This is a genomic window from Gammaproteobacteria bacterium (assembly GCA_036383255.1).
Classification (GTDB): Bacteria; Pseudomonadota; Gammaproteobacteria; order Natronospirales; family REEB76; genus DASUBN01.
This window is the reverse complement of record DASVOS010000018.1, coordinates 137,858-163,507: the sequence shown is the minus strand read 5'-3', so window position 1 is coordinate 163,507 and position 25,650 is coordinate 137,858. Positions and strand designations below refer to the sequence as shown.

The window sequence follows — 25,650 nt, the reverse complement described above, 5'->3', positions numbered from 1 at the left end:
GCCGGCGACCAGGACGTGCGTGGCATGGACACCGCGCTGTTGGTCATCGCGGGCCTGATCCTGGCGATCGGCCTGGTCATGGTCGCGTCCGCGTCGATCTCGCTGGCGGACAAGGTCACCGGCAACCCGTTCTACTACCTCACGCGGCAGCTGATGTTCTTCGCGCTGGGCACCGCCGCCGGCGTGACCATGTACCTCCTGCCGCTGTCCTGGTGGCAGCGCTCCGGCTACCTCCTGCTGATGCTGGCGTTCGCCCTGCTGGTGATGGTGCTGGTCCCGGGCATCGGCAGGCGCATCAACGGCAGCATCCGCTGGGTGGCGCTGGGCTCCTTCCACCTGCAGGTATCCGAGGTGGCTCGCCTCCTGATCTTCGTCTACCTGGCGGGCTACATCGTGCGCCGCGGCGAGGAGTTGAGTTCCGGGCTCAAGGGTTTCGTGAAGCCCATGCTGCTCATCGGCGCCGCCGGGCTGCTGTTGCTGCTGGAGCCTGACTTCGGCGCCACCCTGGTGCTCACCACCACCGCCATGGCCATGCTGTTCCTGGGCGGTGCGCGCCTCAAGGACTTCGCGCTGTTCGCCGGCATCGGCGCGCTGGCGTTCGTGCTGCTGGTGTTCACTTCGCCCTACCGCCTGGCGCGGCTCACCGGCTTCCTCAATCCCTGGCAGGATCCTTTCGACAGCGGCTTCCAGCTCACCCAATCCCTCATCGCCATCGGCCGCGGCCAGTTCTTCGGTGTGGGGCTGGGGGAGAGCGTGCAGAAGCTGTTCTACCTGCCGGAGGCCCACACCGACTTCGTGTTCGCCGTCACCGCCGAGGAGTTCGGCCTGTTCGGTTCGCTGCTGGTGATCGGCCTGTACCTGGCGCTCACCTGGCGCGCGGTGCTGCTGGCGCGCCGCGCCGCCAAGCGCGAGCAGCTGTTCGGCGCCTACCTGGCCTTCGGCATCGGCATCTGGATCGGCATGCAGGCCTTCATCAACGTGGGCGTGAACATGGGCGTGCTGCCCACCAAGGGCCTGACCCTGCCGCTCATGAGCTACGGCGGCAGCAGCCTGATCGTGAGCTGCGCGGCCATCGGCCTGCTGATGCGCGTGGACCGGGAAGCCCGCGAGAGCGGCAGGTGGAAGTCCGAGGCCGCGGAGGCAGAAGCATGACCCGCGGGCCCGGTATCGTGATCATGGCGGGTGGAACTGGCGGACATGTATTCCCCGCCTTGGCAGTCGCAGATGTCTTGCGTTCCAAGGGTCACGCCGTGACCTGGATCGGTACGCGTCAAGGCTTGGAGGCGCGGGTGGTTCCTGCCGCCGGTTTCCCCATGGAGTGGGTGGACGTGGGCGGCGTGCGGGGCAAGGGCCTCGGCACGCTGCTCAAGTCGCCGTTCGTGCTGGGCGGCGCGCTGCTGCAGTCCCTTGCCATCTTCCGCAGCCTCAGGCCCGCCGCCGCGCTCGGCATGGGCGGCTTCGCCAGCGGCCCGGGCGGCATCGCGGCGCGACTGACGGGATGCCCGTTGATATTGCATGAGCAGAACGCGGTGCCGGGCTTCACCAACCGGGTGCTGAGCCACTTCACGCGCGACGTGCTGGAGGGTTTCCCCCACAGTTTCGCGCCGGGGCGCCGCGCCGAGATGGTGGGCAATCCGGTGCGCGCGGCCATCGCCGCGCTGCCGCCGCCGGAGCAGCGCTTCGCCCGGCGCAGCGGCCCGGTGCGCGTGCTGGTGATCGGCGGCAGTCAGGGCGCGCGCCCGCTCAACGAGAACCTGCCGGCGGCCATCGCGCAGATCGACAAGCGCCGCCGCCCCGAGGTGCTGCACCAGACCGGCGCGAAGGATGCCCAGGCGGTGATGGCGCGCTACCAGGAATTGGGCGTGGAGGCGCGGGTCGCGCCCTTCATCGAGGACATGGCGGCGGCCTACGCCTGGGCCGACCTCGCGGTGTGCCGCTCCGGCGCGCTCACGGTGGCGGAGCTCGCCGCCGCGGGCCTGGGCGCGGTGCTAGTGCCGTTCGCCGCGGCGGTGGACGACCACCAGACCAAGAACGCAGCCTACCTCGTGGGCAGTGGCGCGGCGCGGTTGGTGCCGCAGGCCAGCGCCACGCCGGCGGCGCTGGCGGCGCAGCTCGACGACCTCACCCGCGACCGCAAGCGGCTGCTGGAGATGGCGAAGCAGGCGCGGGCCGCGGCCCGTACCGATTCCGCGGAGCGCGTGGCGGAACGCTGCCTGCGTGCGGGAGGCCTCGCATGAGCAACCTCATGCGCCGCATCCGCAACATCCACTTCGTCGGCATCGGCGGCGCCGGCATGGGCGGCATCGCCGAGGTGCTCATCAACCTTGGCTACCAGGTGCGCGGCTCCGATCTCAAGGCCAACGCCGTGACCCAGCGCCTGCAGGGCCTGGGTGCGCGGGTGGTGTTCGGCCACGAGCCCGGCCACGTGGCGGACGCGGACGTGGTGGTGATCTCCAGCGCCGTGTCGGCGGATAACCCCGAAGTGGTGGAGGCCCGCGCGCGCCGTATCCCGGTGGTGCGCCGCGCCGAGATGCTGGCCGAGCTCATGCGCTTCCGCTTCGGCATCGCGGTCGCCGGCACCCACGGCAAGACCACCACCACCAGCCTGGTGGCGAGCGTGCTCACGGAAGGCGGGCTCGATCCCACCTTCGTCATCGGCGGCAAGCTGGTGAGTTCCGGCACCCACGCGCGCCTGGGACAGGGCAGCTACCTCGTGGCGGAGGCGGACGAGAGCGACGCCTCGTTCCTGCACCTGCAGCCGCTCATCGCGGTGGTGACGAACATCGATGCCGACCACCTCGGCACCTACGGCGGCGACTTCGCGCGCCTCTCCGCCACCTTCGTGGAGTTCCTGCAGCACCTGCCGTTCTACGGCCTGGCAGTGCTGTGCGTGGACGACGCGGAACTCAGGCGCCTCCTGCCGGACATCGGCCGGCCGGTGGTCACCTACGGCCTCTCGGAGGACGCGGACTTCCGCGCCAGCGACGTGCGGCGCGAGGGCCACGTCACCCACTACCAGGCCTGGCTGCCCAAGCGTGCCAAGCCGCTGGACGTGCGCCTGAACCTGGCCGGCCGCCACAACGTGCTGAACTCGCTCGCGGCCCTCGCCATCGCCCATGACCTGGGTGTGTCGGACGAGGCGATCCTCAAGGCCCTGGCGGAGTTCCAGGGCGTGGGCCGCCGCTTCCAGATCCACGGCGAGGTAGAGACCCGCCAGGGGCGCGTGCTGCTGGTGGACGACTACGGCCACCACCCGCGCGAGCTCATGGCGACCTTGCAGGCGGCCCGCGAGGGCTGGCCGCAGCGGCGCCTGGTGGTGGCGTTCCAGCCGCACCGCTACAGCCGCACCCGCGACCTGTTCGAGGACTTCGCCGAAGTGCTCTCCCAGGCGGACGTGCTGCTGCTCACCGAGGTCTATGCCGCGGGCGAGGCGCCCATCGCCGGCGCCGACGGCCGCGCCCTGGCGCGTGCCATCCGCAACCGCGGCCGCGTGGAGCCGGTGTTCGTGCAGAAGGCCCAGGAGCTGCCGGAGGCGCTCCTGGACGTGCTCAAGGACGGCGACCTGGTGCTGACCCTGGGAGCCGGCGACATCGGCGCGGTGGCGGCGGAGCTGCCGAACCGCCTCACCCAAAGCCAGCGGGGAGACAAGCCATGAGCGGTCGGGACCAACCGGTGAAATTCTGGCGCAGGCGCGTGGTGGTGCTGGGCGGCGCGACACTCCTGGTGCTCGCGGCCGGCGTGGGCGTGCTGGCTTGGCTCGCGGCGCCGCTGCTGGCGGGCCCGAGGCTCACCTCCCTGACCGTGAGCGGGCGCCTGCAGCACGTGGATCCGGCGGCGGTGCAGCGCGCCGTGCTGCCGGAGCTCGGCGACGGCTTCTTCGATACCCGCGTGGACGACATCGGCAGCGCGGTGGAGGCGCTGCCCTGGGTGGCGGAAGCGAGCGTGCGGCGCGAGTGGCCCCACACCCTGCACGTGGACGTGGTGGAGGAGGTACCGGTGGCGCGCTGGAACGGCGATGGGCTGATGGACGCGCGCGGCAAGGTGTTCGCGCGCTCCGGCGATCCGGCTTATGCCTCGCTGCCCGCGCTCTCAGGACGCGACGGCGCCGAGCAGGACGTGCTGGCCCAGTACGACACGCTCGCCGGCATGCTCACGCCGCGCGGGCTCGCCATCAGCGCGCTCGACGTGGACGCGCGCGGCGCGGCCACCGTGGTGCTGGATGACGGCATCGAGGTGCGGCTCGGCCGCGAGGATACGGCGGCGCGGCTCGCGCGCTTCGGCGCGCTGGCGCTGCCGACGCTGGCTGCCAAGCTCGCGGCGGTGGCTTACGTGGACATGCGTTACACCAACGGTTTCGCGGTGGGCTGGAAGGGCCCGGCCGCATCGACCAAGCAGGGGGCCTGATGCTGATGGCGAAACGACCCGACAAGCACCTGATCGTGGGCCTCGACGTGGGCACCTCCAAGGTGGTGGCCATCGTCGGCGAGATCCTGCCGGAGGGCGGCGTGGAGATCGTCGGCATCGGCTCGCACCCCTCGCGCGGCCTGAAGAAGGGCGTGGTGGTGAACATCGAGTCCACGGTGCAGAGCATCCAGCGCGCGGTGGCGGAGGCCGAGCTCATGGCTGGCTGCCAGATCCACTCGGTGTTCACCGGCATCGCCGGCAGCCACGTGCGGAGCCTCAACTCGCACGGCGTGGTGGCGATCCGCGACAAGGAATGCACCGCGGGAGACGTGGAGCGCGTCATCGACGCGGCCCGCGCGGTCAGCATCCCGGCCGACCAGAAGATCCTGCACGTGCTGCCCCAGGACTTCATCATCGACGGCCAGGACGGCATCCGCGAGCCCATCGGCATGTCCGGCGTGCGCCTGGAGGCGCGCGTGCATATCGTCACCGGCGCCGCCAGCGCGGCCCAGAACATCGTGCGTTGCGTGGAGCGCTGCGGCCTCAAGGTGGACGACGTGATCCTGGAGCAGCTCGCCTCCAGCTACGCGGTGCTGAACGAGGACGAGAAGGACCTGGGCGTGTGCCTCGTCGACATCGGCGGCGGCACCACCGACATCGCGGTGTTCACCGACGGCGCGATCCGCCACACCGCGGTGATCCCCATCGCCGGCGACCAGGTGACCAACGACATCGCGGTGGCGCTGCGCACCCCTACGCACCACGCCGAAGAGATCAAGATCAAGTACGCCTGCGCGCTGCCGCAGCTCGCCAGCGCCGACGAGACCATCGAGGTGCCGAGCGTGGGCGAGCGCCCCTCGCGGCGACTGGCGCGCCAGACGCTGGCCGAGGTGGTGGAACCGCGCTACGAGGAGCTGTTCAGCCTGATCCAGGCGGAGCTGCGCCGCAGCGGCTTCGAGGACCAGATCCCGGCGGGCATCGTGCTCACCGGCGGCAGCTCGAAGATGGAGGGCGCGGTGGACCTGGCGGAAGAGGTGTTCCACGCGCCGGTGCGCCTGGGCGCGCCGCAGCACGTCTCGGGGCTCGTGGACGTGGTGCGCAACCCGATCCACTCCACCGGCGTGGGCCTCTTGCTGTTCGGCGCCCAGAGCCTGCCCGCGGGCGGCGGCTCGCAGCGCGCGCCGGGCGGCGTGCAGGACATGTGGGAACGGATGAAGCAATGGTTCCAAGGTTCCTTTTAGATGACGTTCGCAGCCCTCCATCCATGGACGGCTGCGAACCCGGCGAGTCCGGCACCTGTCCGGACTCGCCGGCGCTCAAGGAAGGTTGAGTTTTATCGGATTGCGGCACGTCCATGTGCCGGTGTTTAAGGGCCAAGCGCCGCTCCGGGAGGGCGGCGGCGGCAAGAGGGTTTAAGGCTTCAGGACTTATATAGAGGAGACCGGTTATGTTCGAACTAATGGACGACATGAGCCAGAACGCGGTGATCAAGGTGGTCGGCGTCGGCGGCGGTGGCGGCAATGCCATCCAGTACATGGTGTCCCGCGGCATCGAAGGCGTCGACTTCGTCGCCATCAACACCGATGCCCAGGTGCTGCGCAAGGCCAACGCCAAGACCACGCTGCAGATCGGCGGCAGCTTCACCAAGGGCCTGGGCGCCGGCGCCAACCCGGACGTGGGCCGCCAGGCGGCGCTCGAGGATCGCGACCGCATCGAGGAGGTGCTGAAGGGCGCCGACATGGTGTTCATCACCGCCGGCATGGGCGGCGGCACCGGCACCGGCGCCTCGCCGGTGGTGGCGCAGGTGGCCAAGGAACTGGACATCCTGGTGGTGGCGGTGGTCACCAAGCCTTTCGGCTTCGAGCGCAACAAGCGCATGCTGGCGGCGGAGAAGGGCATCGCCGAGCTCAGCCAGTACGTGGACTCGCTGATCGTGATCCCGAACGACAAGCTGGCCTCGGTGCTGGGCCGCGAGATCACCCTGCTCAACGCCTTCCAGTCCGCCAACGAGGTGCTGCTGGGCGCGGTGCAGGGCATCGCAGACATCATCACCCGTCCCGGCCTCATCAACGTGGACTTCGCCGACGTGCGCACGGTCATGTCGGAGATGGGCATGGCGATGATGGGCACCGGCGTGGCGGTGGGCGAGAACCGCGCGCGGCGCGCGGCCGAGGCGGCGCTCTCGAGCCCCTTGCTGGAGGACGTGAACTTCGCCGGCGCCAAGGGCGTGCTGGTGAACATCACCGCCGGCATGGACCTCACCATCGGCGAGCTCGAGGAAGTGGGCGCGGCGGTGGAGTCCTTCGCCGACGACAACGCCACGGTGGTGGTGGGCACGGTGCTCGATCCCTCCATGAGCGGCGAGGTGCGGGTCACGGTGGTGGCCACGGGTCTCGGCCGTGCGGCCCAGACCCTGCAGCCGGTGCAGCGGCCGAAGGCCGCGGCGCCCCAGCCGCCCCAGGCGGTGCAGCCTCCGCAGCCCGAAGTGCAGCAAGCCCCCATGATCCAGGTGGTGAAGGCCACCGGCACGGACGGCGGACACCCGGACTGGAAGCGCCTGGAGCGCCCGACCTACGAGCGGCGCCAGCGCGACGAGGGCCCGGACCTGTCGGACCAGGACTATCTGGACATCCCGGCGTTCCTGCGGCGCCAGGCGGACTGAGCGGCGTGGGACAGGCATCAGGTCGGCGCCCGAACCTTGTTCGGGCGCAGGGGGGTGTTATAATTTAGCCAGTCGCCGCAGGGGCGGCCTTTGGCTGAAAAAGCCTTTGGCCGCAGGGACCTGCGGACCTCTTCACGCAGGCCGGGAACCCATGCTCAAACAACGGACGCTCAAGAACAGCATCCGCGCCACCGGCGTCGGCCTGCATACGGGCGAGAAGGTCTACATGACCCTGCGTCCGGCGGTGCCCAACACCGGCATCATCTTCCGCCGCGTCGATCTCGAGCAGCCCACCGAGGTGCGCGCCCAGGCGCTCAACGTCGGCGAGACCATGCTCGGCACCACCATCATGAACGGCGACGTGCGCGTCGCCACCATCGAGCATCTCCTGTCCGCGTTCGCCGGCCTCGGCATCGACAACGCCTACGTGGACCTGTCGGCGCCCGAGGTGCCGATCATGGACGGCAGCGCCGGCCCCTTCGTGTTCCTGCTGCAGTCGGCGGGTATCGAGGAGCAGAACGCGCACAAGCGCTTCATCCGCATCAAGAGCCCCGTGGAGGTCCGCGACGGCGACAAGTGGGCGCGCTTCGAGCCCTTCGACGGGTTCAAGATCACCTTCGAGATCGACTTCGACCACCCCGTCTTCAAGAAGCACACCCAGACCGCTACGGTGGACTTCTCCGCCACCTCCTTCGTGAAGGAAGTGAGCCGCGCGCGCACCTTCGGTTTCATGCGCGACATCGAGATGCTGCGCCAGAAGCACCTGACGCTCGGCGCCTCGCTGGACAACGCGATCGCGCTGGACGACTACCGCATCCTCAACGAGGACGGATTGCGCTACGAGGACGAGTTCGTCAAGCACAAGATTCTCGATTCCATCGGCGACCTGTACCTGCTCGGCCACAGCCTGATCGGCGCGTTCAGCGCCTACAAGTCGGGCCACGGCCTCAACAACGCGCTGCTGCGCGCGCTCCTGGCGCAGCCGGCGACCTGGGAAGAGGTGACCTACGACGATCCGGCGACGGCGCCCATCTCCTATCTGGCGCCGGCGCACGCGTTCTGACTTCTTAAGAAAAATACCGTTCTAGGCCTTCGGTTTTTAAGGACGCGGCTTGTGGCCGCGGGCAAGACGTTTCAGCGATCCGGCGAGGGCCGGGTCGTCCACGCCGCCGGCGGTGCTCTCGAGCAGCTGCCGGGTCTCGGCGGAGAGGCTGCGCGGTGCGGGCTTCGGTGGCACGCCGGGCTTGGGATCAGGCAGTACTTTGAGGCGCAGCGTGTGGCAGGGCTGCCTCGCTTCCGCCTGCACCACCGCCAGCAGCGGCTGGTGCTGGTAGCGCAGGGCGGTGGTCCAGGCACCGCTGTCGAGGAACAAGGTCAGGACGCCGTCCTTGAGGTCGGCGCCCAGGCAGTGAGGTGCGGCTTCCGGGCTCAAGACCCGCAGGACGCACTGGCGCAGGGCTTCGAGCTTCTGCGCTTCCGCGGTGAGGGCCTGCAGATGAGCCCCCGGCGCGGTGAGGAGGCCCGACAGGGAAGCGGGTTTCTTGGGAGCCATGAGGCATCTTAAGCCAGATGGCACGGGGTTTCTTGAGCGGGGATCAGCCCAGATGAAATTGATCGTATTCAACCGGTACGGCGCGTCGCGGCACCTGAACCTGGCCCATCCCTTGGTGGGAGGCACCCTTGCACTCACCGTCCTGGCGCTGTGTGCGGGCATCTTCTCGCTGGGCTACTACACCGCTGATCGCGCCGCCCTGGCGCGCGAGGCCTCCGACCCGGTGCGGGTCGAGCTCAAGGCCCAGGCCGACGAGATCGCGCGCACCAAGCGCGACGCCCAGGCGAACCTGGATGCGCTCTCCGGCAAGGTGGCGGAATTGCAGGCGCGGGTGATGCGCCTGGACGCCATGGGTGCCCAGCTCACCAGCCTCGCGGGCCTGAAGCGCGGCGAGTTCGACTTCAGCAAGGCCCCGGCCGAGGGCGGTCCCGAGAGCGCCGGTCCGGTGCTGCACACGACCCCCCAGGCGTTCATGGACCAGCTCGACAAGCTGGCTACCCACGTCCAGGACCGGGAGCAGAAGCTCGGGGTCCTTGAAAACCTGCTGCTCAGCCGCAACGTACAACTGGCGGCCCAGCCCAACGGCCCGCCGGTGGCCGACGGCTACGTGTCGTCCCTGTTCGGCATGCGCATCGACCCCTTCGACGGGGAGCTCTCGATGCACAGCGGCATGGACTTCGCCGGCACCGAGGGCGAGGCGGTGGAGGCGGTGGCCGCCGGGGTGGTGACCTGGGCCGGGGAGCGCTCCGGCTACGGCAACCTGGTGGAGATAGACCACGGCAACGGTTACGCCACCCGTTACGGACATAACGAGACGATCCTGGTGCATGTGGGCCAGATCGTGAAGAAAGGAGAGCAGATCTCGCTGATGGGTTCCACCGGACGATCCACCGGTCCCCACGTGCATTTCGAAGTCCTTTACAATGGCGTGGCGGTGAACCCGGCGCGCTTCGTGAAGAGCCTCGGGGGGCCGCAGGTGGCCGTGCTGTCGTCCCAAGGCCAGGACTAGCTCCCCTCCGTCTCCTGCCCGCGCACCGGCCAGGCGCCGGGCCGGGCGACTCCCCGGAAGACCCCATTCGGCAGCGGCGGGCTCTCGAGCCCGCCGCATGCGTATATAAGATGTCGCGCGCCTGCGGGCGCCCACGAAGAAAAAGGCATATGGAACTCAACATCCTCAAGGCGATCTTCGGCAGCCGCAACGACCGGCTGGTGCGCGGCATGCGTCGCGAGGCGCATAAGGTCAACGCGCTGGAGCCCGCGGTGCAGTCGCTCAGCGACGAGGCGCTCAAGGCCAAGACCGGCGAGTTCCGCAAGCGCTACCAGGACGGCGAGAGCCTGGACCGGCTGCTGCCGGAGGCCTTCGCCTGCGTGCGCGAGGCGGCGCGCCGCCGGCTCGGCATGCGCCATTTCGACGTGCAGCTGATCGGCGGCATGGTGCTGCACCGCGGCAAGATCGCCGAGATGCGCACCGGCGAGGGCAAGACCCTGGTGGCGACGCTGGCGGCCTACCTGAACGCCATCCCCGGCCAGGGCGTGCACGTCATCACCGTGAACGACTACCTGGCGCAGCGCGACGCGAACTGGATGCGCCCGGTGTTCGAGGCACTGGACATGACGGTGGGCGTGATCCTGGCGGGCCAGGAGCCAGAGACCAAGCGCGCCGCCTATGCCGCCGACATCACCTACGGGACCAACAACGAGTTCGGCTTCGACTACCTGCGCGACAACATGGCCTTCCGCTGGGAAGGCAAGGTACAGCGCACCCTGTTCTACGCCATCGTGGACGAGGTGGATTCGATCCTCATCGACGAGGCGCGCACGCCGCTCATCATCTCGGGCTCGGTGGACGACACCACCGAGCTGTACAGGAAGATCGACGCCATCATCCCGCGCCTCACCCGCCAGAAGGAGGAGGACGGCCCGGGCGACTACAGCGTCGACGAGAAGGCCAAGCAGGTGTACCTCACCGAGGATGGCCACCAGCACGTCGAGGACATGCTGGCGCGCGAGGGCCTGATCGCCGAGGGCGGCTCGCTCTATGACTCCGCCAACATCGGCCTGATGCACCACATCAACGCCGGCCTGCGTGCCCACGCGCTGTTCAAGCGCGAGGTGGACTACATCATCAAGGACGGCGAGGTGGTGATCGTCGATGAGTTCACCGGCCGCACCATGCCGGGCCGGCGCTGGTCCGACGGCCTGCACCAGGCCATCGAGGCCAAGGAGGGCGTCAAGATCCAGGCCGAGAACCAGACGCTGGCCTCCATCACCTTCCAGAACTACTTCCGCATCTACAAGAAGCTGTCCGGCATGACCGGCACCGCCGACACCGAGGCGCGCGAGTTCCACGAGATCTACGCCCTCGAGGTGGTGGTGATCCCCACCAACCGGCCCATGATCCGCCAGGACAGCGGCGACCTCGTGTACCTCTCGCCCAGGGGCAAGTTCCGGGCGGTGATCACCGACATCAAGGACTGCATGCAGCGCGGCCAGCCGGTGCTGGTGGGCACCGCCTCCATCGAGGCCTCCGAGCACCTCTCGGGGCTGCTGAAGAAGGAGGGCATCGCGCACCAGGTGCTGAACGCCAAGCAGCACGCCCAGGAGGCGCAGATCATCGCCCAGGCCGGCCGCCCCGGCACCGTCACCATCGCCACCAACATGGCCGGCCGCGGCACCGACATCGTGCTCGGTGGCAGCCTGGAGGTCGAGCTGCGCAGCCTGCCGCCGGAGGCCGACGAGGCCGACAAGGCGCGGGTCCGGGCCGACTGGCAGGCGCGCCACGACCAGGTGCTGGCCGCCGGCGGCCTGCACATCGTCGGCAGCGAGCGGCACGAGTCCCGCCGCATCGACAACCAGTTGCGCGGCCGTTCCGGCCGCCAGGGCGACCCGGGCTCCAGCCGGTTCTACCTGTCGCTGGAAGACAACCTGATGCGCATCTTCGCCGGCGACAAGATCAAGGGCATGATGCAGCGCTTCGGCATGCAGGAAGACGAGCCGATCGAGCATCCCTGGGTCAGCAAGGGCGTGGAGAACGCCCAGCGCAAGGTCGAGGCCCACAACTTCGACATCCGCAAGTCGCTGCTGGAGTACGACGACGTCGCCAACGACCAGCGCAAGGTCATCTACGAGCAGCGCAACGAGCTCCTGCAGGCCTCCGACATCCATGACACCGTGCGGGCGGTGATGGCGGACGTGCTCAACGGCCTGATCGACGAGTACATCCCGCCCCAGAGCGTGGAGGAGCAGTGGAACATCCCGGGCCTGATGGCGGCCCTCGAGCGCGAGTTCCTGCTGCGCCTCGACGTGAAGGGCTGGCTGGAGAAGGAGCCTGAGCTGCACGAGGAACCGCTGCGCGAGCGCATCCAGAAGGCGCTGCTGGACGGCTACGAGGCCAAGGCCCAGCAGGTGGGTCCCGAGGTGATGCGCCACTTCGAGAAGGAAGTGATGCTGCGCACCCTCGACAACCTCTGGCGCGAGCACCTCGCCAACATGGACTACCTGCGCCAGGGCATCCACCTGCGCGGCTATGCCCAGGTGGACCCGCGCCGCGAGTACAAGCGCGACGCCTTCGAGATGTTCTCGCGCATGCTCGACCGCCTGAAGTTCGACGTGGCCGGGATCCTGGCCAAGGTGCAGGTGCGCACCGAGCAGGACGTGGCGGCCATGGAGGAAGAGCGGCGCCGGGTGCGCGCCATGCAGTTCCAGCACGCCGAGGCGCCGGATGCCACCGCGCAGATGGCGCCGGCGGCGGCCCAGGCCGCTTCCCCCGCGGCTCCGGCGCGTCCGGCGGCACCCGCCGCCGCTGCGGCGGCCGCGCCGTTCGTGCGCGAGACACCCAAGGTCGGGCGCAACGATCCCTGTCCCTGCGGCTCGGGCCTCAAGTACAAGCAGTGCCACGGCAAGCTAAGTTGAGTTGATCTCGCACGGTGCTTTGCAGCTACGCGTCCGGCTCCGCTGCAAAGTCCAGGGCAGGCTCCTGCCTGCCCTTTCGTCGCTGTGCGACGAACCCATGCACCGTGATGCGGTCCTAACAGAGAGGGCGTCACTCTGTCCCATCCCCGCATCCAAGTCGTCGCCGCGGTGCTGCGTGACCGGCAGGGCCGCGTGCTCATCGCCGACCGGCCCGCCGGCAAGCCCATGGCGGGCTGGTGGGAGTTCCCCGGCGGCAAGCTGGAAGCAAGCGAGGAACCCCAGGCCGCGCTCAAGCGCGAGCTCCGCGAGGAGCTCGGCATCCGGGTGAAGAGCGCGTACCGTCTGCTGCGCTTCTCGCACCGCTATCCCGACAAGGAAGTGGAGCTGGACGTGTGGCGCGTCACCGCCTGGGACGGGAAGCCCGCCGCCCACGAGGGCCAGAACATGGCCTGGGTGCTGCCGGAGGAACTGAAGGACTGGCAGCTGCTGCCCGCCGATGAGCCCATCGTGGCCGCGCTCAAGCTGCCCTTGCTGATGCTGGTGACGCCGGATCCCGGCCGTGAGCCTGCCTTCCTGGAGAAGCTGCAACGCTCGCTCAAGGCGGGAGTGGACCTGGTGCAGCTCAGGGCACCCGGCATGGAGGCGGAGCGCTTCGACAACCTGGCCCTGGCGGTGCTGGAACTGTGCCGCGGCCATGGCGCGCGGGTGTTCCTCAACACCACGCCCGAGCAGGCCCGCATGCTGCATGCGGACGGCCTGCACCTGAGCCAGGCCATGTCGCGCCGCCTGGACCCCAGGGCCTGGGACGGGAGCCTCAGGCTCGGCATCTCCTGCCATACCGCCGCGGAGATACAGGCCGCGCTGGAGCACTCGCCGGACTATCTCTGCATAGGTCCCGTGCAGGCGAGCGCCACCCACCCGGGCAAGCCGCCGCTGGGCTGGCAGGCCTTCGCGGAACTCGCATCCTCAAGCCCCGTGCCGGTGTACGCCATCGGCGGCCTGGGTCAAAGGGACCTGCAGACGGCGCGCGACCACGGCGCCCACGGCGTCGCCGCTATCCGCGGCTTATGGGACCTGGATCACTTGTCCGGATCGTCCTGATCCGCGGGTGACTCTTGGGTCGGGATGGCGTTCTTCTCCGAGAGCCAATCCCCAAGGTCGATCAGCCGGCAGCGCTCGCTGCAGAACGGCTTCCACTTCGAGGCTTCCGTCCACGGCACCGGCTTGCCGCAGTGCGGGCATTCGACAATCTGTACTTCGCTCATGGGGCTACAGTTGGCAGCAGACCAGTTTGAAACCGATGTCTCGCTTGGTCTGCTGGGGACGGGCGTTGGCGTCGTGCCGCTCCAGGAAGCGGATGGTCATGCGGTGCTTGCCGGCGCTGATCTCCGGGAACACGCCGGCGGGGGCAGGCACCATCACCCGTACCATGGGAGCGAGCACGTTGGTGGCGAGGTTGCGCTGGAACACGCCCTGCTCGGCCACCTCCCGGGTCGGCAGCGCGCTCTCCCGGGTGAGCGCCATGAGCAGCGCGATGGTGTCCTTGAGCGGCTTGAGCTCCGCCAGCCAGCCCTGCAGGTCGCGGGCGCGGCGCGGATAGGGATGGGTGAGCCAGGCATGGTAGGAGGGCAGGTCGAACTGGCAGGTGCCGCCGGGGATGGCGAGCCGGTTCTTGATGGAGTTCAGGAACTCGCTCTCGCGCAGGCAGGCGCCGAGCGGGCGGCCGTCGCCGTCCATCTCGACCCGCAGGCGCTCCAGGTCCGCGAGCACCGTCTGCAGGCGCGCGTTGTCCACCTCGGGACTGCCCTTGAGGCGCTGCAACAGCATGCCGCAGCGCTCCAGTTCCTTCAGTACCTCGGTGCGCACGTCGCCGCGCGTGAGCAGCGAGACGATCTCGAGGATGGAGCCGACGGCGGCGCGGCTGTCCCACATGGAGGAGAGGGCGCTGTGATGGGAAGCCTGCTCCAGCAGGAACTCGAGCCTGAGGAAGGTGCGCACGCGCTCGCTGAGTGGCTGCTCGTAGATGAGCCACTCGGCCGACGCCTGGTCTTCGGCGTGTTGTTCCACGTTCAGCATCCGGATCCCCGGGTCATGGGAGCGTGATTCCCCGGCGTCCGTAGTCGCCGCACGCGGCCAGTTCGAGGTAGAACCCATGCAGTCGTCCCACGGCGCCTTCGAGGGCTGCCGTGTCGCTAGCGTTCAACAGAATATCATCCGCGGCGGCGAGCCGCGCGGCGCGGGGCGCCTGGGCGTCGAGGATGGCACGCGCGGAGGCCTGAGTCTCCCCGTCGCGTGACATAAGACGGGACAACTGCAGTTCCTCGGGGCAATCCACCACCAGCACGCGGTCCACCAGGGCTCGGGCCGCAGGCGTCTCCGTGAGGAGCGGGATGACCACCACGGCATAAGGGGCCGTGAGGACCGCGAGACGGGCCTCGAGGGCCGCCAGCACCAGGGGGTGCAGCAGGGCCTCCACCCGGCGGCGCAGGCCTGAGTCGGCGAATATGCGCCCCCGCAGGGCACGCCGGTCCAGCTCGCCCCGGGGTGTCAGGATGCCGCTGCCGAGCTCCCCGGTGAGGGCCGCGAGGCCCGGCTGGCCGCGGGCGGTCAGGGCGTGGCTGAGCTCATCCGCGTCCAGCACCGGCGCACCCAGGCGCGCGAAACCGGCGGCGGCCAGGGACTTGCCGCTGGCGATGCCGCCGGTGAGGCCCACCTTGAGCATGGTTCAGTGGGGGCCGAGGCCGAGGTAGGCGGCGGTGATGGGCGCGCCCCAGAGGAAGGCGATCCAGCCGGCGGCGGCGAGGTAGGGCCCATAGGGCATGGGCATGTCGCGCCGCAGGCGCTTGAAGCTGAGCAGGGCGATGCCGACGACGGCACCCACGGCGGCGGAGAGGAACACCACGATGGGCAGCACCTGCCAGCCCAGCCAGGCGCCGATCGCCGCCAGCAGCTTGAAGTCGCCGTAGCCCATGCCTTCTTTGCCGGTGACGAGCCGGAACAGGTGATAGATGCTCCACAGCGTGAGATAGCCGGCAGCGGCACCGATCACGGCGGAGCGCAGGTCGGTGTATATGCCGCGGGTGTTGAACAGGAGCCCGAGCCAGAGCAGCGGCAGAGTGATGCGGTCGGGCAGGAGTTGGGTCTCGAGGTCGATGCCGGAGAGCGCGATCAGCCCCCAGGTGAAGAACAGCGCGCCGAAGGCCGCGGCGCCGAAGCCGAAGTGCCAGGCTAACCAGCCCGAGGCGATGCCGGTGAACGCCTCCACCACCGCGTAGCGCGGCGAGATGGGCGACCGGCAGGCGCTGCAGCGGCCGCGCAGCATCACATAGCTGATGATGGGTACGTTCTCGAGAGCGGTGATGCCGTGCCCGCAGTGCGGGCAGCGGGAGCGGGGCATCACGAGATCGAAGCGCTCCTGGGGCGCGGTCTCGGGCGCGAACTCGGCGCGCCACTCGCGCTCCAGCATGATCGGCAGGCGGTGGATCACCACGTTGAGGAAGCTGCCTACCAGGAGGCCGAGCAGCACGCAGAGGAAGGTGAAGGCGAGCGGGCTTTGCTCCAGCAAGAGCGTGATGGACATGCGTACCCCGAAAAGGCAGCGGGCCTCCGAGGAGGCCCGCCTGATGCGTTGGTCCTAGACGACGGAACCGAGCTTGAAGATCGGCAGGTACATGGCGACCACCAGGCCGCCCACCAGCACGCCCAGGATCGCCATGATCAGGGGCTCCATGAGGCTGGTAAGGTTGTCCACCGCGTTGTCCACCTCTTCCTCGTAGAAGTCGGCGACCTTGGCGGCCATGGCGTCGATGGAGCCCGCCTCTTCGCCGATGGCGATCATCTGGATCATCACGTGCGGGAACAGGCCTGTCTGCATCATGCACAGGTTGAGCTGCTGGCCGGTGGACACCTGGTCGCGGATCTTGATGGTGGCCTGTTCGTAGATGATGTTGCCGGTGGCGCCGGACACGGAAGTCAGCGCGTCCACCAGGTTCACGCCGGCCGCGAACATGGTGGAGAGGGTGCGTGCGAAGCGGGCCAGGGACGACTTGGTGAGGATGTCGCCCACCACCGGGATCTTGAGCGAGATGCGGTCCAGGTTCTCCCGGAACTTGCGCGAACGCTTCTTGAAGAAGGTGAACGCGGCGAAGGCGCCGCCGATGATGATCACGTAGATGTAACCCGAGCTGCGCACCGACCGCGACATGTTCACCACGAACTGGGTGAAGGCCGGCAGGTCCGCGCCGAAGCCCTTGAACAGCTCCTCGAACTGCGGGATCACGAACACCAGCAGGATGCCGGTCACCACGAACGCCACCACCAGCACCGCGATGGGGTAGGAGAGCGCCTTCTTGATCTTCTTCTTGATGCGCTCGGTCTTCTCCTTGTAGGTCGCGATCTTGTCCAGCAGGGTCTCGAGCGCGCCGGCCTGCTCGCCGGCCCGCACCAGGCTCACGAACAGGTCGTCGAAGTAGAGCGGGTGCTTGGCCAGCGCGTCGGCCAGGTTGTTGCCGGCCTCCACGTCGGCCTTGATGCTCATCACCATGTCCTGCATGTTCGGGTTGGCATGGCCCTTGCCGATGATGTCCATGGACTGCACCAGCGGCACGCCCGAGCTCATCATGGTGGCCATCTGGCGGCTGAAGAAGGCGATGTCGGAGGTCTCGATCTTCTTGCCGGACTTGCGGCGCGCCTTGCTGATCTTGACGGGGGCGATGCCCTGGCGGCGCAGGTCGGCTTTGACCGCGGCCTCGTTGGGCGCCATGGTCTTGCCCTTGACGCGGTTGCCCTTCTTGTCCGTGCCTTCCCAGACGAAGTTCAGGTTCTTTGCTGCTGCGGCTGCTTCGGCCATGAGGTACTCGGTATCCGGTTAGTCGGCGACGGTGACGCGGTTGAGTTCGGCCAGGCCGAAGTCGCCGCGCTTGACCTTGGTGAGCGCCGAGCGGCGCAGGTCAGGCACGCCCTCCTTCTCGGCCTGGGCGGCGATCTGGATGGCGTTGCCCTGGGCCATGATGATCTTGCCCATCTCCTCCGAGACCGGCATCACCTGGTACACGCCGGTACGGCCCTTGTAGCCCTCGTTGCACTGGTCGCAGCCGACCGGCTCGTAGATGGTGAGGCCGGCGTCGATCTCGGCGTCGGTGAAGCCCTCCTTGAGCAGGGCCTCGCGCGGGACGTCCACCGGGCGCTTGCAGTTCTTGCACAGCTTGCGGGCCAGGCGTTGCGCGATGATGAGGTTCACCGCGGTGGCGATGGAGTAGGGCGCCACGCCGATGTCTGCGAGACGGGTCAGGGTCTTGGGCGCGTCGTTGGTGTGCAGGGTCGCCAGCACCATGTGGCCGGTCTGGGCCGCCTTGATGGCGATCTCGGCGGTCTCCAGGTCGCGGATCTCGCCCACCAGGATGATGTCCGGGTCGAGTCGCAGGAAGGACTTGAGCGCCGCACCGAAGGTGAGGCCCACCTTGGGGTTCACGTTCACCTGGTTCACGCCGGGCAGCTGGATTTCCGCCGGGTCCTCGGCGGTGCAGATGTTGCGGTCCTCGGTGTTGAGGATGTTGATGCCGGTGTAGAGCGACACGGTCTTGCCGGAGCCCGTGGGCCCCGTGATCAGGATCATGCCATAGGGCTTGTCCAGGTTGTCGAGGTAGATCTTCTTCTGGAAGTCCTCGTAGCCGAGCGCGTCGATGCCGAGCTTGGCGCTGGAAGGGTCCAGGATACGCATCACGATCTTCTCGCCGAAGAGCGTGGGGCAGGTGGCGACGCGGAAGTCGATGGCGCGGGTGGCCGAGAGCTTGAGCTTGATGCGGCCGTCCTGGGGTATGCGGCGCTCGGAGATGTCGAGCTTGGCCATGACCTTGAGGCGCGCGGCGATCTTGGGGCCGAGCACCATGGGCGGCTTCACCACCTCGCGCAGCATGCCGTCCTGGCGGAACCGGACCCGGTATTCCTTCTCGTAGGGTTCCCAGTGGATGTCCGAGGCGCCCTTGTTGATGGCGTCCAGCAGCACCTTGTTGATGAACTTCACTACCGGCGCGTCGTCGATGTCGGCGCTGCCCTCGTCGGCCTGCGCCACGTCGTCCTCGCCCGCGGAGATCTCGAGGTCGCCGACGTCGCCGTCCGCCAGGTCCTTCATCGAGGTATCCATGGACTGGATGGCTTTCTCGATGGCCTTGGCGAGCTTGTCTTCCTCGGCGATGACCGCGTCCACGGTCATGCCGGTCTTGAACTTGATCTCGTCCAGCGCCTGCAGGTTGGTGGGGTCGGAGACCGCCACGAACAGCTTGCGGCCGCGCTTGAACAGCGGCAGCGCGTGGTGCTTCTCGATGAGCTGGGCTTCCACTTCCTTGAGCGGCGCCTGGGAGAGGTCCACCGAGTCCAGGTCCACGATCGGCACCCCGAACTCCTCGGAGGCGGCGCCGGCGACCAGGCGGGCGTTCAGCTTCTTGTTGCGGACCAGGTGGCTGACGAGCAGCAGCTTCTCGGCGGCGGCGTCGCGCTGGGCGTCGGCGGCGTCGGCCTCCGACAGCAGGCCGGCCGCCACCAACCGCCGTGGCAGGCCGGTCAAGTTCGTCTTGACGGTGGTCGTGGCCATGTCCCCTACCCTTAAAGAAGATGTGGTCCGGACGCCCGAGATGGAGCGGTCCCCAGGCCTAAGATAGTAGTGCGGACGGGGTTAAATTGTCCAATTAGGACAGGGGCCTAGGAGGCCTTTGGCGGCTAAAATCTCCGAGCAACGGCCCTTGCCTGGGGAACCCACGGCCCGGCCCGGTGGGGGCGGCCCGGCCCCTCACGACACGTCGCGACAGGAGCGGATTTGTTCAGCTTCGGGGCCCTGGCCCGCAACACCTTGTGGATGATCCTGGGGCAGGGCGTGCGCCTCCTGGTGCAGTTCGCCTACTTCGTGCTCATCGCCCGCCTCCTGCACCGGGAGGGCTACGGCGCGTTCTCAGGCGCAGTGGCGCTGGTGGCGGTGCTTTCGCCCTTCGCCGGCTGGGGCAGCGGCAACCTGCTGGTGAAGAACGTCGCACGCGACCCCTCAAGCTTCCCGCGCTACTGGGGCCGCGCGCTCACGGTCACCATCCTGAGCGCGGGCCTGCTGACGCTGCTGGCGCTGGCGCTGGCCTGGCTGATCCTGCCGGTACCGCTCATGTTGGTATTGTGGGTGGCGGTCTCGGATCTGCTCTTCACGCGCCTGCTGGACACCGCCGCGCTGGCCTTCCAGGCGGTGCACAAGCTCCTCAAGACCGCGCTCCTCAGCGTGCTGTTCTCGCTGGTGAAGCTCGCCGGCGCGCTGCTGTTGCTGTGGCTGGACGGCGGCGACCGGCTCATGACCTGGGCACTGCTCTACCTCGCCGGCAGCGCGCTGGCGGCGGTGATCGGCTGCGCCTGGGTGTCGCTGGAGCTCGGCCTGCCGCGCTGGGACATGGCGGGCTGGCGGCGCGAGTTCGGCGAGGGCTTCTACTTCGCCTCCAGCTTCAGCGCCCAGCGCATCTACATGGACAGCGACAAGGCGCTCTTGACGCGCCTGGGTTCCCTGGAGGCGGCCGGCATCTACACCGCCGGCGCGCGCATCGTCGAGGTGGCGTTCATCCCGGTGTACTCGCTGCTGGCGGCGGCCTATGCACGCTTCTTCACCTCGGGCCAACAGGGCGTGCGCGGCACCCTCGCGCTCTCCCGCCGGCTGCTGCCCTATGCGCTCGCTTACTCCGCCTGCGCCGGCATAGGCCTCTACCTCGCCGCGCCGCTGCTGCCGTGGCTGCTCGGTGACGAGTTCGCTGAATCGGTGGGCGCGGTGCGCTGGCTCGCTGCGGTGCCGGTGCTCATGACGCTGCACCGCTTCGCCGCCGACTCCCTCACCGGCGCCGGCTGGCAGGCGCGGCGCACCCACATCGAGTTCGGCGCCGCGGCCCTCAACGTGGCGCTCAACCTCGCACTGGTGCCGTACTGGTCCTGGCGGGGCACCGCCTGGGTCACCCTCGCCACGGAAGTGCTGCTGATCGTGGCGCTGGGATTGGCGCTGTGGGGCATCGTCCGCTCCGCCCAAGGTGACCGGGCAGGGGACGCACGGGCATGAACGCGCAAGCCGTGGTCCAGCCAGGCGACCGGTTCGCCGTCTTCTGGGGCGGCGGCCTCGGGGACATCCTGGTGGCCCGGCCGCTGCTCACGGCACTCGCACGCCGGCTCGAACATCCGCCGTATTTCTTCACCACCGCGAGCCACCTGGAAGGCGTGTTCGAGGCGCTGGACCTCAGGGTGGACCTGCGGCGCCTGCCTTCCTCGCCGCGCGAAGCCTTGCGGGTGTTCCGCGAGCTCGGCGTGCGCTTCGACTGGATCTACCTGGGCCCCCAGCCGCGCCTCAAGACCTGCCTCCTGGCCACGGTGGTGGGTGCCGAGCGCATCTGGAGCGTGCAGCATGCCGGGGTGCCGGCGTTCCTGGGTGAGCAGGTGCTCGCCGACATCCGCATGCTGGGGCTCGCCGAGCCGGGCGAGGCCCTGCTGCCCTACGGTGGCCGTTGGGACACCGGCGCGAGACCCGAAAAGGGTGGCTATCTCGTGCTGCATGCCGGCGCCAAGGGACGCTGGGAGACGAAGCAGTGGCCGGGTGAGAAGTGGCGCGGGCTCATGGACAGGTTATTGGAGACACCAGGTCTGCGGCTCGTGCTGGTGGGCACGCCCTCCGAGGCAGACACCTTGAACAGGTTGGCGGAGGGGATGGATGCCGGTCGCGTGGAGGTCCGCACCGATCTTTCCCTGGCAGGCCTCGCGGCCAGCATCGAAGGCAGCCGCGGCGTCATCTGCCACAACTCCGGCGTCATGCACCTGGCGGCGATGCTCGGCAAGCCGACGCTGGTGCTGACGGGCTCCTCGCCCCATCGGTGGCGGCCACCCTATGCACACGTGCTGAACCTGGATTCGGGTCGCTGCGGCCTCGCCTGCGACCAATACCGCTGCCCGGTGCCGTTCTACCGGGCCCGCTGCATCCGTGAGCTGGAAGTGGAGACGGTGCTGGAGGCGGCGCGAGCGCGCCTGCTCAGCTAGACGCCAGCCGGTCCAGCAGCGCGCCGTAGGATGCGGCGATGCGGCTCCAGTCGAAGTGTTCCCGCACGTAGGCGCGGCCCCGCGCCGCCAGCGCTTCGCTCAGGGACTTGTCCCAGAGCAGCACGTGCAATGCTTCCGCCAACTGCTTGGGGTCGCCGGCCGGCACCAGGAGGCCGGTCTCCCGGTCGCGGATCACGTCGCGGATGGCCGGCAGGTCGCTCGCCACCACCGCGCAGCCGCAGGCCAGCGCCTCCACCGGCACCAGCCCCAGGCCCTCCTGGTCGCCGTAGGCCGTGACCACCGAAGGGAACACCAGCACCGAGCAGCGCTGGTACCAGAGCGGCAGGTCGCGGTTCGGCACCGGGCCCACGAAGTCCACGATCTTGCCGAGCCTGAGCGCGCCGGCCCGTTGTTTCAGCCGTGCTTCCTCCGGGCCGCTGCCGATGATGTGTAGGCTCAGGTCCGGCATGTCCTTGAGGCGCGCCAGCGCGTCCAGCAGCACGTCCACGCCCTTCTTGTCGGCGAGGCGTCCCACGAACAGCAGGCTGCCGCGGCTGATGGGCGAGGCGGAGGGCGTGAAGCGCCCCTGGGTGTCCACGCCCATGGGCAGCACGCTGCAGTGGCCACCATCGCCGGCTTCCTCCTGCAGCGTCTCCAGCATGGCCTGGCTCACCACCGTCACGTGCTCCGAGTGCCGCACCGTGTAGCGCTTGAGGGCGCGCGCGAGGGCGCCCTTGAGGCCGTAGAGGTCGGCGCCGTGGGAGGTGCAGAGCACCGCGGGCCGGTAGCCGCAGAACGCGCGCGCCAGCAGCGCAGTCAGCCCGTGGGGCAGCAGCCAGTGGGCGTGGATGGCGTGGAAGCGCTGCGCGCGCAGCAGGCGCAGCGCCGCCAGCCACTCGGCGCCCAGGAAGAACGGCAGCGCCAGGAGCCGCCAGGGGCGGCGGCGCAGGCCCGGCAGCATGCCGCTGGCGTAGGCGAGCGTCTCGAAGCGTTCCGGCAGGTAGCGGAAGCGGTGCACGTGGACGCCGTCCATCACCTCATGCGTCTTGCAGCCTCGCGCATGGGGCGCGAGCACGTGCACCTCGCGTCCATCCGTCAGGCGGCGCGCCAGCTCGTGCACGAAGGGGGGCAGGGTGTCGTCCGGCCAGCGCGGGTAGGTGGAGGCGAGCACCAGGATGCGCGTCGCCGGCTGTCCCGCCGCGGCCGCCATGTCAGGAATGGCGGCTGAACATCAGGGTGGTGATCTGCTCGGAGACGAGCCCGATCAGGAACACCAGCACCGAGGTGATGATGAGCAGCGCCGTCATGTTGGTGAAGCGGTGGTAGACGGCGAAGCTGTAGAGGTAATAGCCCGTGCCGGTGAAGAAGAACAGTGCGCTGATGGGCAGGAATATCTTGAGCGGAGAGTATAGCGTCGCGATCTTGAAGATGATGAGCAGGAAGCGCACGCCGTCGCGCAGCGGCTTGATGTGGCTCTTGCCCTGGCGCCGGGCGGCTTCGATGGGCAGGTAGCCCACCCGGTAGCCGGCGCGGAAGAACGCCATGGTGCTGGTGGTGGGATAGGAGAAGCCGTTCGGCAGGAGGTGCAGGAACTCGCGGAAGCGCGCCGTCTCCGACACCCGGAAGCCCGAGGTGAGGTCCAGGATGCGGTGTCCCACCATCCAGGTCGCCAGCAGGTTGTAGATGGTGTTGGCGAGATGGCGCCAGGGGGAAGCCTGGGAGCGGCCGCCGCTGCGCGCACCCACCACCATGTCGTAGCCCTCGGCCTGCATCGCCAGGAGCCGCGCCACGTCAGCCGGCGCGTGCTGGCCGTCCGCGTCCATGCACACCAGCAGGCGACCGCGCGCGGCGCGCGCGCCGGCCTTGACCGCGGCGCCGTTGCCGAGGGAATAGGGGTTGCGTATCACCCGTGCGCCGGCGGCGCGGGCTGCCTCGCCGGTGCCGTCGGAGGAGCCGTCGTCCACCACGATGAGCTCGGCGTCAGGGTGCAGGCGCTTCAGCTCCTGCAGCACGCCGGGCAGGCTCGCGGCCTCGTCCTTGGCGGGGATGACGATGGAGAGGGGCGGCTGGGTTTCGCTCATGGGGCTCGCGGCGGGCGGGGCCTGTCGGGCCGCCAATATATCATCCTCAGGGGCGCGCCCGGCCCGCCGGCAGGTCGTCGATCTGCCGCTGCAACTCGGCGATCACGGGATCCAGGTGGCCGAGGTAGTTCAGGCTGCGCAGGCCCTCGAGGTCCGCGAGCGCCCGCTCCCGGTCCCCGAGGCTGATGTCCATGGTCACCATGTTCTCGCGGTACTGGGGCTCCGCCGGCACCAGCTCAGCCGCCTGCCCCATGAGCTCGCGCGCCTTGCGCGGGTCGGCGCCGGTGATGGCGGTGTAGTTGCCGTAGATCACCAGGATGTTGGCATGAGTGTCCCTGAGCTCGGCGAGGTGCGGGTTCGCCAGCGCCGAGTCGAACACCGCCTGCATGTCGCGGGCGGGCACCACGCAGTTGCGCTTGTCCACGCACTCGCCCAGCGCCGCCAGCCCCTGGATGTCGGAAGCGGCGATCTTGCGCTCGCCCATCTTGGCGGCGATGCGCGGCAGCACATCCGGGTCCACCCGGTGGCGGATCTGTGCCTGCACCAGCACCAGCGAGACATCGGGGATGATGGTGGAGTTCTTCACCGCCGAGGCGGCACGCAGTGACGTGACCGCGTTCTCGTACTGGGTCCGGTCGGTCATCAGCGCGAGATTGGCGTAAGTCTGGCCCAGCATGTAGGTGGCGTAGGGCGACTCGGGATGATGGCGTGCTTCGGCCGCGGCGAAGGACAGGTTGTCACGCCAGTCATAGGCGCGGCTCGCAGTGACGGCAGTGCAGGCCACGAGCAGTGCCGCCAGCAGGACGAGCCGCGCCTGCGGCCAGCGGGACGCGGCGGTCAGAGGGTAGAGCAGCGAGACCACCGCCAGAATGAGCCCCAGGTCCGGCAGGTAGCAGCGGTGCTCGTAGGCCAGCTCCAGCGGGAAGATGCTGGATTCCATGAGCTGCCCGCCCAGGAACCAGGCGATGCCAAGCGCCACCAGCGGCCAGCGGCGGCGCAGCAGCAGGCTGGCAACGGCGAGGCCCAGGAGGCCGAACAGCGCGAACAAGGTGGTGACGGGCTGCAGTAGGCTGCGTGAGACGGCGATGTCGTCGTGGTAGAGGCCCAGCGAAGCGGGCCAGGGCAGCAAGGTCCAGCGGATGTAGTCCCACAGCACCCGCGTCTCGGACAGCAGCCGCTCCCGCAAGCCGAAGTCGCGCCCTGCGTAGTTGAGCACGCCGCCACCGTGCGAGAAGAGCGCCCAACCGAGACCGAGGCCGGCGGGCAACAGCAGGAACAGGCCGTAGAGCAGCGCCAGGCCGCGATCGAAACCGCCGCCGCTGCGGCGGAAATGGAAGATGAAGAGTTCCACGGCGAGGGCATACACCGGCAGCAGTGCGCCGGATTCCTTGCACAGCACCGCGAGCAGGGTGAGCACGGGTATCCCGAGCCAGACCATGAAGGTACCGGCGCGATCGCGGCGCGTACGGGCTTCCACATATAGGTACAGGCCGAGCAGCACGAACAGGCTGGAGAGGGCGGTCTCGCGCTGCACCACGTAGAGCACAGGCATGGCGTTCAAGGGATGCAGCAGCCAGAATGCGGCGGTCACGGCGGCCAGCCAGCCGGCGGACTTCCCGGTGACGCCGTCCTCGCGCGCCCCCCAGGCGGCCAGCATCCGCTTCAGCAGCGACCACACCAACAGCCCATTCAGCAGGTGGATGGCGAGGTTGGTGGCCTTGAAGGCCATGGCGCCGTTCGGGCCGGTGAAATAGGCATTGAGGGCGAAGCTCACCATGCTCAGGGGGCGCATGGCGGGTCCGGCCTGGAAGGAGAAGGCAGCGTGGCTCAGGGAATCCCAGGAGAGGTCGCGGATCGCGATGGCCGGGTTCAGGACCACGTTGGTGTAGTCATCCAGCGCGAAACCGCCGGAGAGACCGGGCCAGTAGGCCAGCACCGCGAGCAGGCCGGCTGCGAAGACGAACAGCAGGCGCATGAGGTTGTCGTCGAGCTTGGGCCGCATG

The 25,650-nt window shown here is 68.9% G+C and carries 22 protein-coding genes; 12 read left to right on the top strand and 10 right to left on the bottom strand.

The window, feature by feature from the left end:
- The first annotated feature begins 24 nt into the window (after window positions 1-24).
- The 7 genes from ftsW to lpxC all read left to right on the top strand — a co-directional run bounded on the left by ftsW (window position 25) and on the right by lpxC (window position 8,129).
- Window positions 25-1,152 carry a putative lipid II flippase FtsW gene (gene ftsW, locus VF651_11875; GenBank protein HEX7966400.1) on the top strand — a complete coding sequence of 376 codons (1,128 nt, stop codon included), beginning with the start codon at window positions 25-27 and terminating at the stop codon, window positions 1,150-1,152.
- Window positions 1,149-2,237: an undecaprenyldiphospho-muramoylpentapeptide beta-N-acetylglucosaminyltransferase gene (gene murG / locus VF651_11870; protein ID HEX7966399.1), complete on the top strand. Its 1,089-nt coding sequence runs from the start codon at window positions 1,149-1,151 to the stop codon at window positions 2,235-2,237. Before ftsW ends, murG begins: the two co-directional genes overlap by 4 nt.
- Window positions 2,234-3,655, top strand: coding sequence for a UDP-N-acetylmuramate--L-alanine ligase (gene murC, locus VF651_11865; protein ID HEX7966398.1), 1,422 nt, complete (start codon window positions 2,234-2,236; stop codon window positions 3,653-3,655). Before murG ends, murC begins: the two co-directional genes overlap by 4 nt.
- On the top strand, window positions 3,652-4,404 hold the full coding sequence (locus VF651_11860; GenBank protein HEX7966397.1) for a cell division protein FtsQ/DivIB: 753 nt from the start codon (window positions 3,652-3,654) through the stop codon (window positions 4,402-4,404). The genes murC and VF651_11860 overlap by 4 nt, the downstream gene beginning before the upstream one ends.
- A 5-nt stretch (window positions 4,405-4,409) precedes the next feature.
- A complete protein-coding gene (gene ftsA, locus VF651_11855; GenBank protein ID HEX7966396.1) occupies window positions 4,410-5,645 on the top strand; it encodes a cell division protein FtsA in 1,236 nt (411 codons plus the stop codon).
- Window positions 5,646-5,851: 206 nt separating this feature from the next.
- Window positions 5,852-7,066 (top strand): cell division protein FtsZ, encoded by a 1,215-nt coding sequence (gene ftsZ, locus VF651_11850; protein ID HEX7966395.1) that lies wholly within the window; start codon window positions 5,852-5,854, stop codon window positions 7,064-7,066.
- A gap of 151 nt (window positions 7,067-7,217) precedes the next feature.
- A complete protein-coding gene (gene lpxC, locus VF651_11845) occupies window positions 7,218-8,129 on the top strand; it encodes a UDP-3-O-acyl-N-acetylglucosamine deacetylase (protein HEX7966394.1) in 912 nt (303 codons plus the stop codon).
- 36 nt (window positions 8,130-8,165) lie between these two features.
- On the opposite strand, the gene VF651_11840 is transcribed toward lpxC, so the two are convergent.
- Window positions 8,166-8,618 (bottom strand): DciA family protein, encoded by a 453-nt coding sequence (locus VF651_11840; GenBank protein ID HEX7966393.1) that lies wholly within the window; start codon window positions 8,616-8,618, stop codon window positions 8,166-8,168.
- Window positions 8,619-8,670: 52 nt separating this feature from the next.
- On the opposite strand from VF651_11840, the gene VF651_11835 reads away from it, so the two are divergent.
- From VF651_11835 to VF651_11825, 3 genes are all read left to right on the top strand, one after another.
- Window positions 8,671-9,627 (top strand): M23 family metallopeptidase, encoded by a 957-nt coding sequence (locus VF651_11835; GenBank protein HEX7966392.1) that lies wholly within the window; start codon window positions 8,671-8,673, stop codon window positions 9,625-9,627.
- A gap of 149 nt (window positions 9,628-9,776) precedes the next feature.
- Entirely contained in the window at window positions 9,777-12,530 is a 2,754-nt protein-coding gene (gene secA / locus VF651_11830) for a preprotein translocase subunit SecA (GenBank protein ID HEX7966391.1), read from the top strand.
- A gap of 135 nt (window positions 12,531-12,665) precedes the next feature.
- A complete protein-coding gene (locus VF651_11825) occupies window positions 12,666-13,631 on the top strand; it encodes a Nudix family hydrolase (protein HEX7966390.1) in 966 nt (321 codons plus the stop codon).
- Here VF651_11825 and yacG read toward each other — a convergent pair.
- The 6 genes from yacG to pilB are packed head-to-tail and all read right to left on the bottom strand — an operon-like array spanning window position 13,610 to window position 19,119.
- Window positions 13,610-13,795 (bottom strand): DNA gyrase inhibitor YacG, encoded by a 186-nt coding sequence (yacG, locus tag VF651_11820; GenBank protein ID HEX7966389.1) that lies wholly within the window; start codon window positions 13,793-13,795, stop codon window positions 13,610-13,612. The two genes, VF651_11825 and yacG, sit on opposite strands and share 22 nt — an antisense overlap.
- A 4-nt stretch (window positions 13,796-13,799) precedes the next feature.
- The gene (gene zapD, locus VF651_11815; GenBank protein HEX7966388.1) at window positions 13,800-14,597 is read right to left on the bottom strand and encodes a cell division protein ZapD; all 798 of its coding nucleotides are present in this window, start codon (window positions 14,595-14,597) and stop codon (window positions 13,800-13,802) included.
- Window positions 14,598-14,619: 22 nt separating this feature from the next.
- The gene (gene coaE / locus VF651_11810; protein ID HEX7966387.1) at window positions 14,620-15,252 is read right to left on the bottom strand and encodes a dephospho-CoA kinase; all 633 of its coding nucleotides are present in this window, start codon (window positions 15,250-15,252) and stop codon (window positions 14,620-14,622) included.
- Window positions 15,253-15,255: 3 nt separating this feature from the next.
- Window positions 15,256-16,110: an A24 family peptidase gene (locus VF651_11805; protein ID HEX7966386.1), complete on the bottom strand. Its 855-nt coding sequence runs from the start codon at window positions 16,108-16,110 to the stop codon at window positions 15,256-15,258.
- A gap of 54 nt (window positions 16,111-16,164) precedes the next feature.
- Window positions 16,165-17,379 (bottom strand): type II secretion system F family protein, encoded by a 1,215-nt coding sequence (locus tag VF651_11800; GenBank protein ID HEX7966385.1) that lies wholly within the window; start codon window positions 17,377-17,379, stop codon window positions 16,165-16,167.
- Window positions 17,380-17,397: 18 nt separating this feature from the next.
- Window positions 17,398-19,119, bottom strand: coding sequence for a type IV-A pilus assembly ATPase PilB (gene pilB / locus VF651_11795; GenBank protein HEX7966384.1), 1,722 nt, complete (start codon window positions 19,117-19,119; stop codon window positions 17,398-17,400).
- Window positions 19,120-19,341: 222 nt separating this feature from the next.
- Here pilB and VF651_11790 point away from each other — a divergent pair, with 222 nt between their 5' ends.
- Together VF651_11790 and VF651_11785 are read left to right on the top strand one after the other, a co-directional pair.
- Window positions 19,342-20,601 carry an oligosaccharide flippase family protein gene (locus VF651_11790; GenBank protein ID HEX7966383.1) on the top strand — a complete coding sequence of 420 codons (1,260 nt, stop codon included), beginning with the start codon at window positions 19,342-19,344 and terminating at the stop codon, window positions 20,599-20,601.
- The gene (locus VF651_11785; protein ID HEX7966382.1) at window positions 20,598-21,566 is read left to right on the top strand and encodes a glycosyltransferase family 9 protein; all 969 of its coding nucleotides are present in this window, start codon (window positions 20,598-20,600) and stop codon (window positions 21,564-21,566) included. Before VF651_11790 ends, VF651_11785 begins: the two co-directional genes overlap by 4 nt.
- Here VF651_11785 and VF651_11780 read toward each other — a convergent pair.
- From VF651_11780 to VF651_11770, 3 genes are read right to left on the bottom strand one after another with little or no spacing between them, the layout of a single operon-like run.
- The gene (locus VF651_11780) at window positions 21,559-22,776 is read right to left on the bottom strand and encodes a glycosyltransferase (GenBank protein HEX7966381.1); all 1,218 of its coding nucleotides are present in this window, start codon (window positions 22,774-22,776) and stop codon (window positions 21,559-21,561) included. The genes VF651_11785 and VF651_11780 overlap by 8 nt on opposite strands.
- A gap of 1 nt (window position 22,777) precedes the next feature.
- Window positions 22,778-23,647 carry a glycosyltransferase family 2 protein gene (locus VF651_11775; GenBank protein ID HEX7966380.1) on the bottom strand — a complete coding sequence of 290 codons (870 nt, stop codon included), beginning with the start codon at window positions 23,645-23,647 and terminating at the stop codon, window positions 22,778-22,780.
- A 46-nt stretch (window positions 23,648-23,693) separates the two neighbouring features.
- Window positions 23,694-25,649, bottom strand: coding sequence for a hypothetical protein (locus VF651_11770; protein ID HEX7966379.1), 1,956 nt, complete (start codon window positions 25,647-25,649; stop codon window positions 23,694-23,696).
- Window position 25,650: the final 1 nt, after the last annotated feature.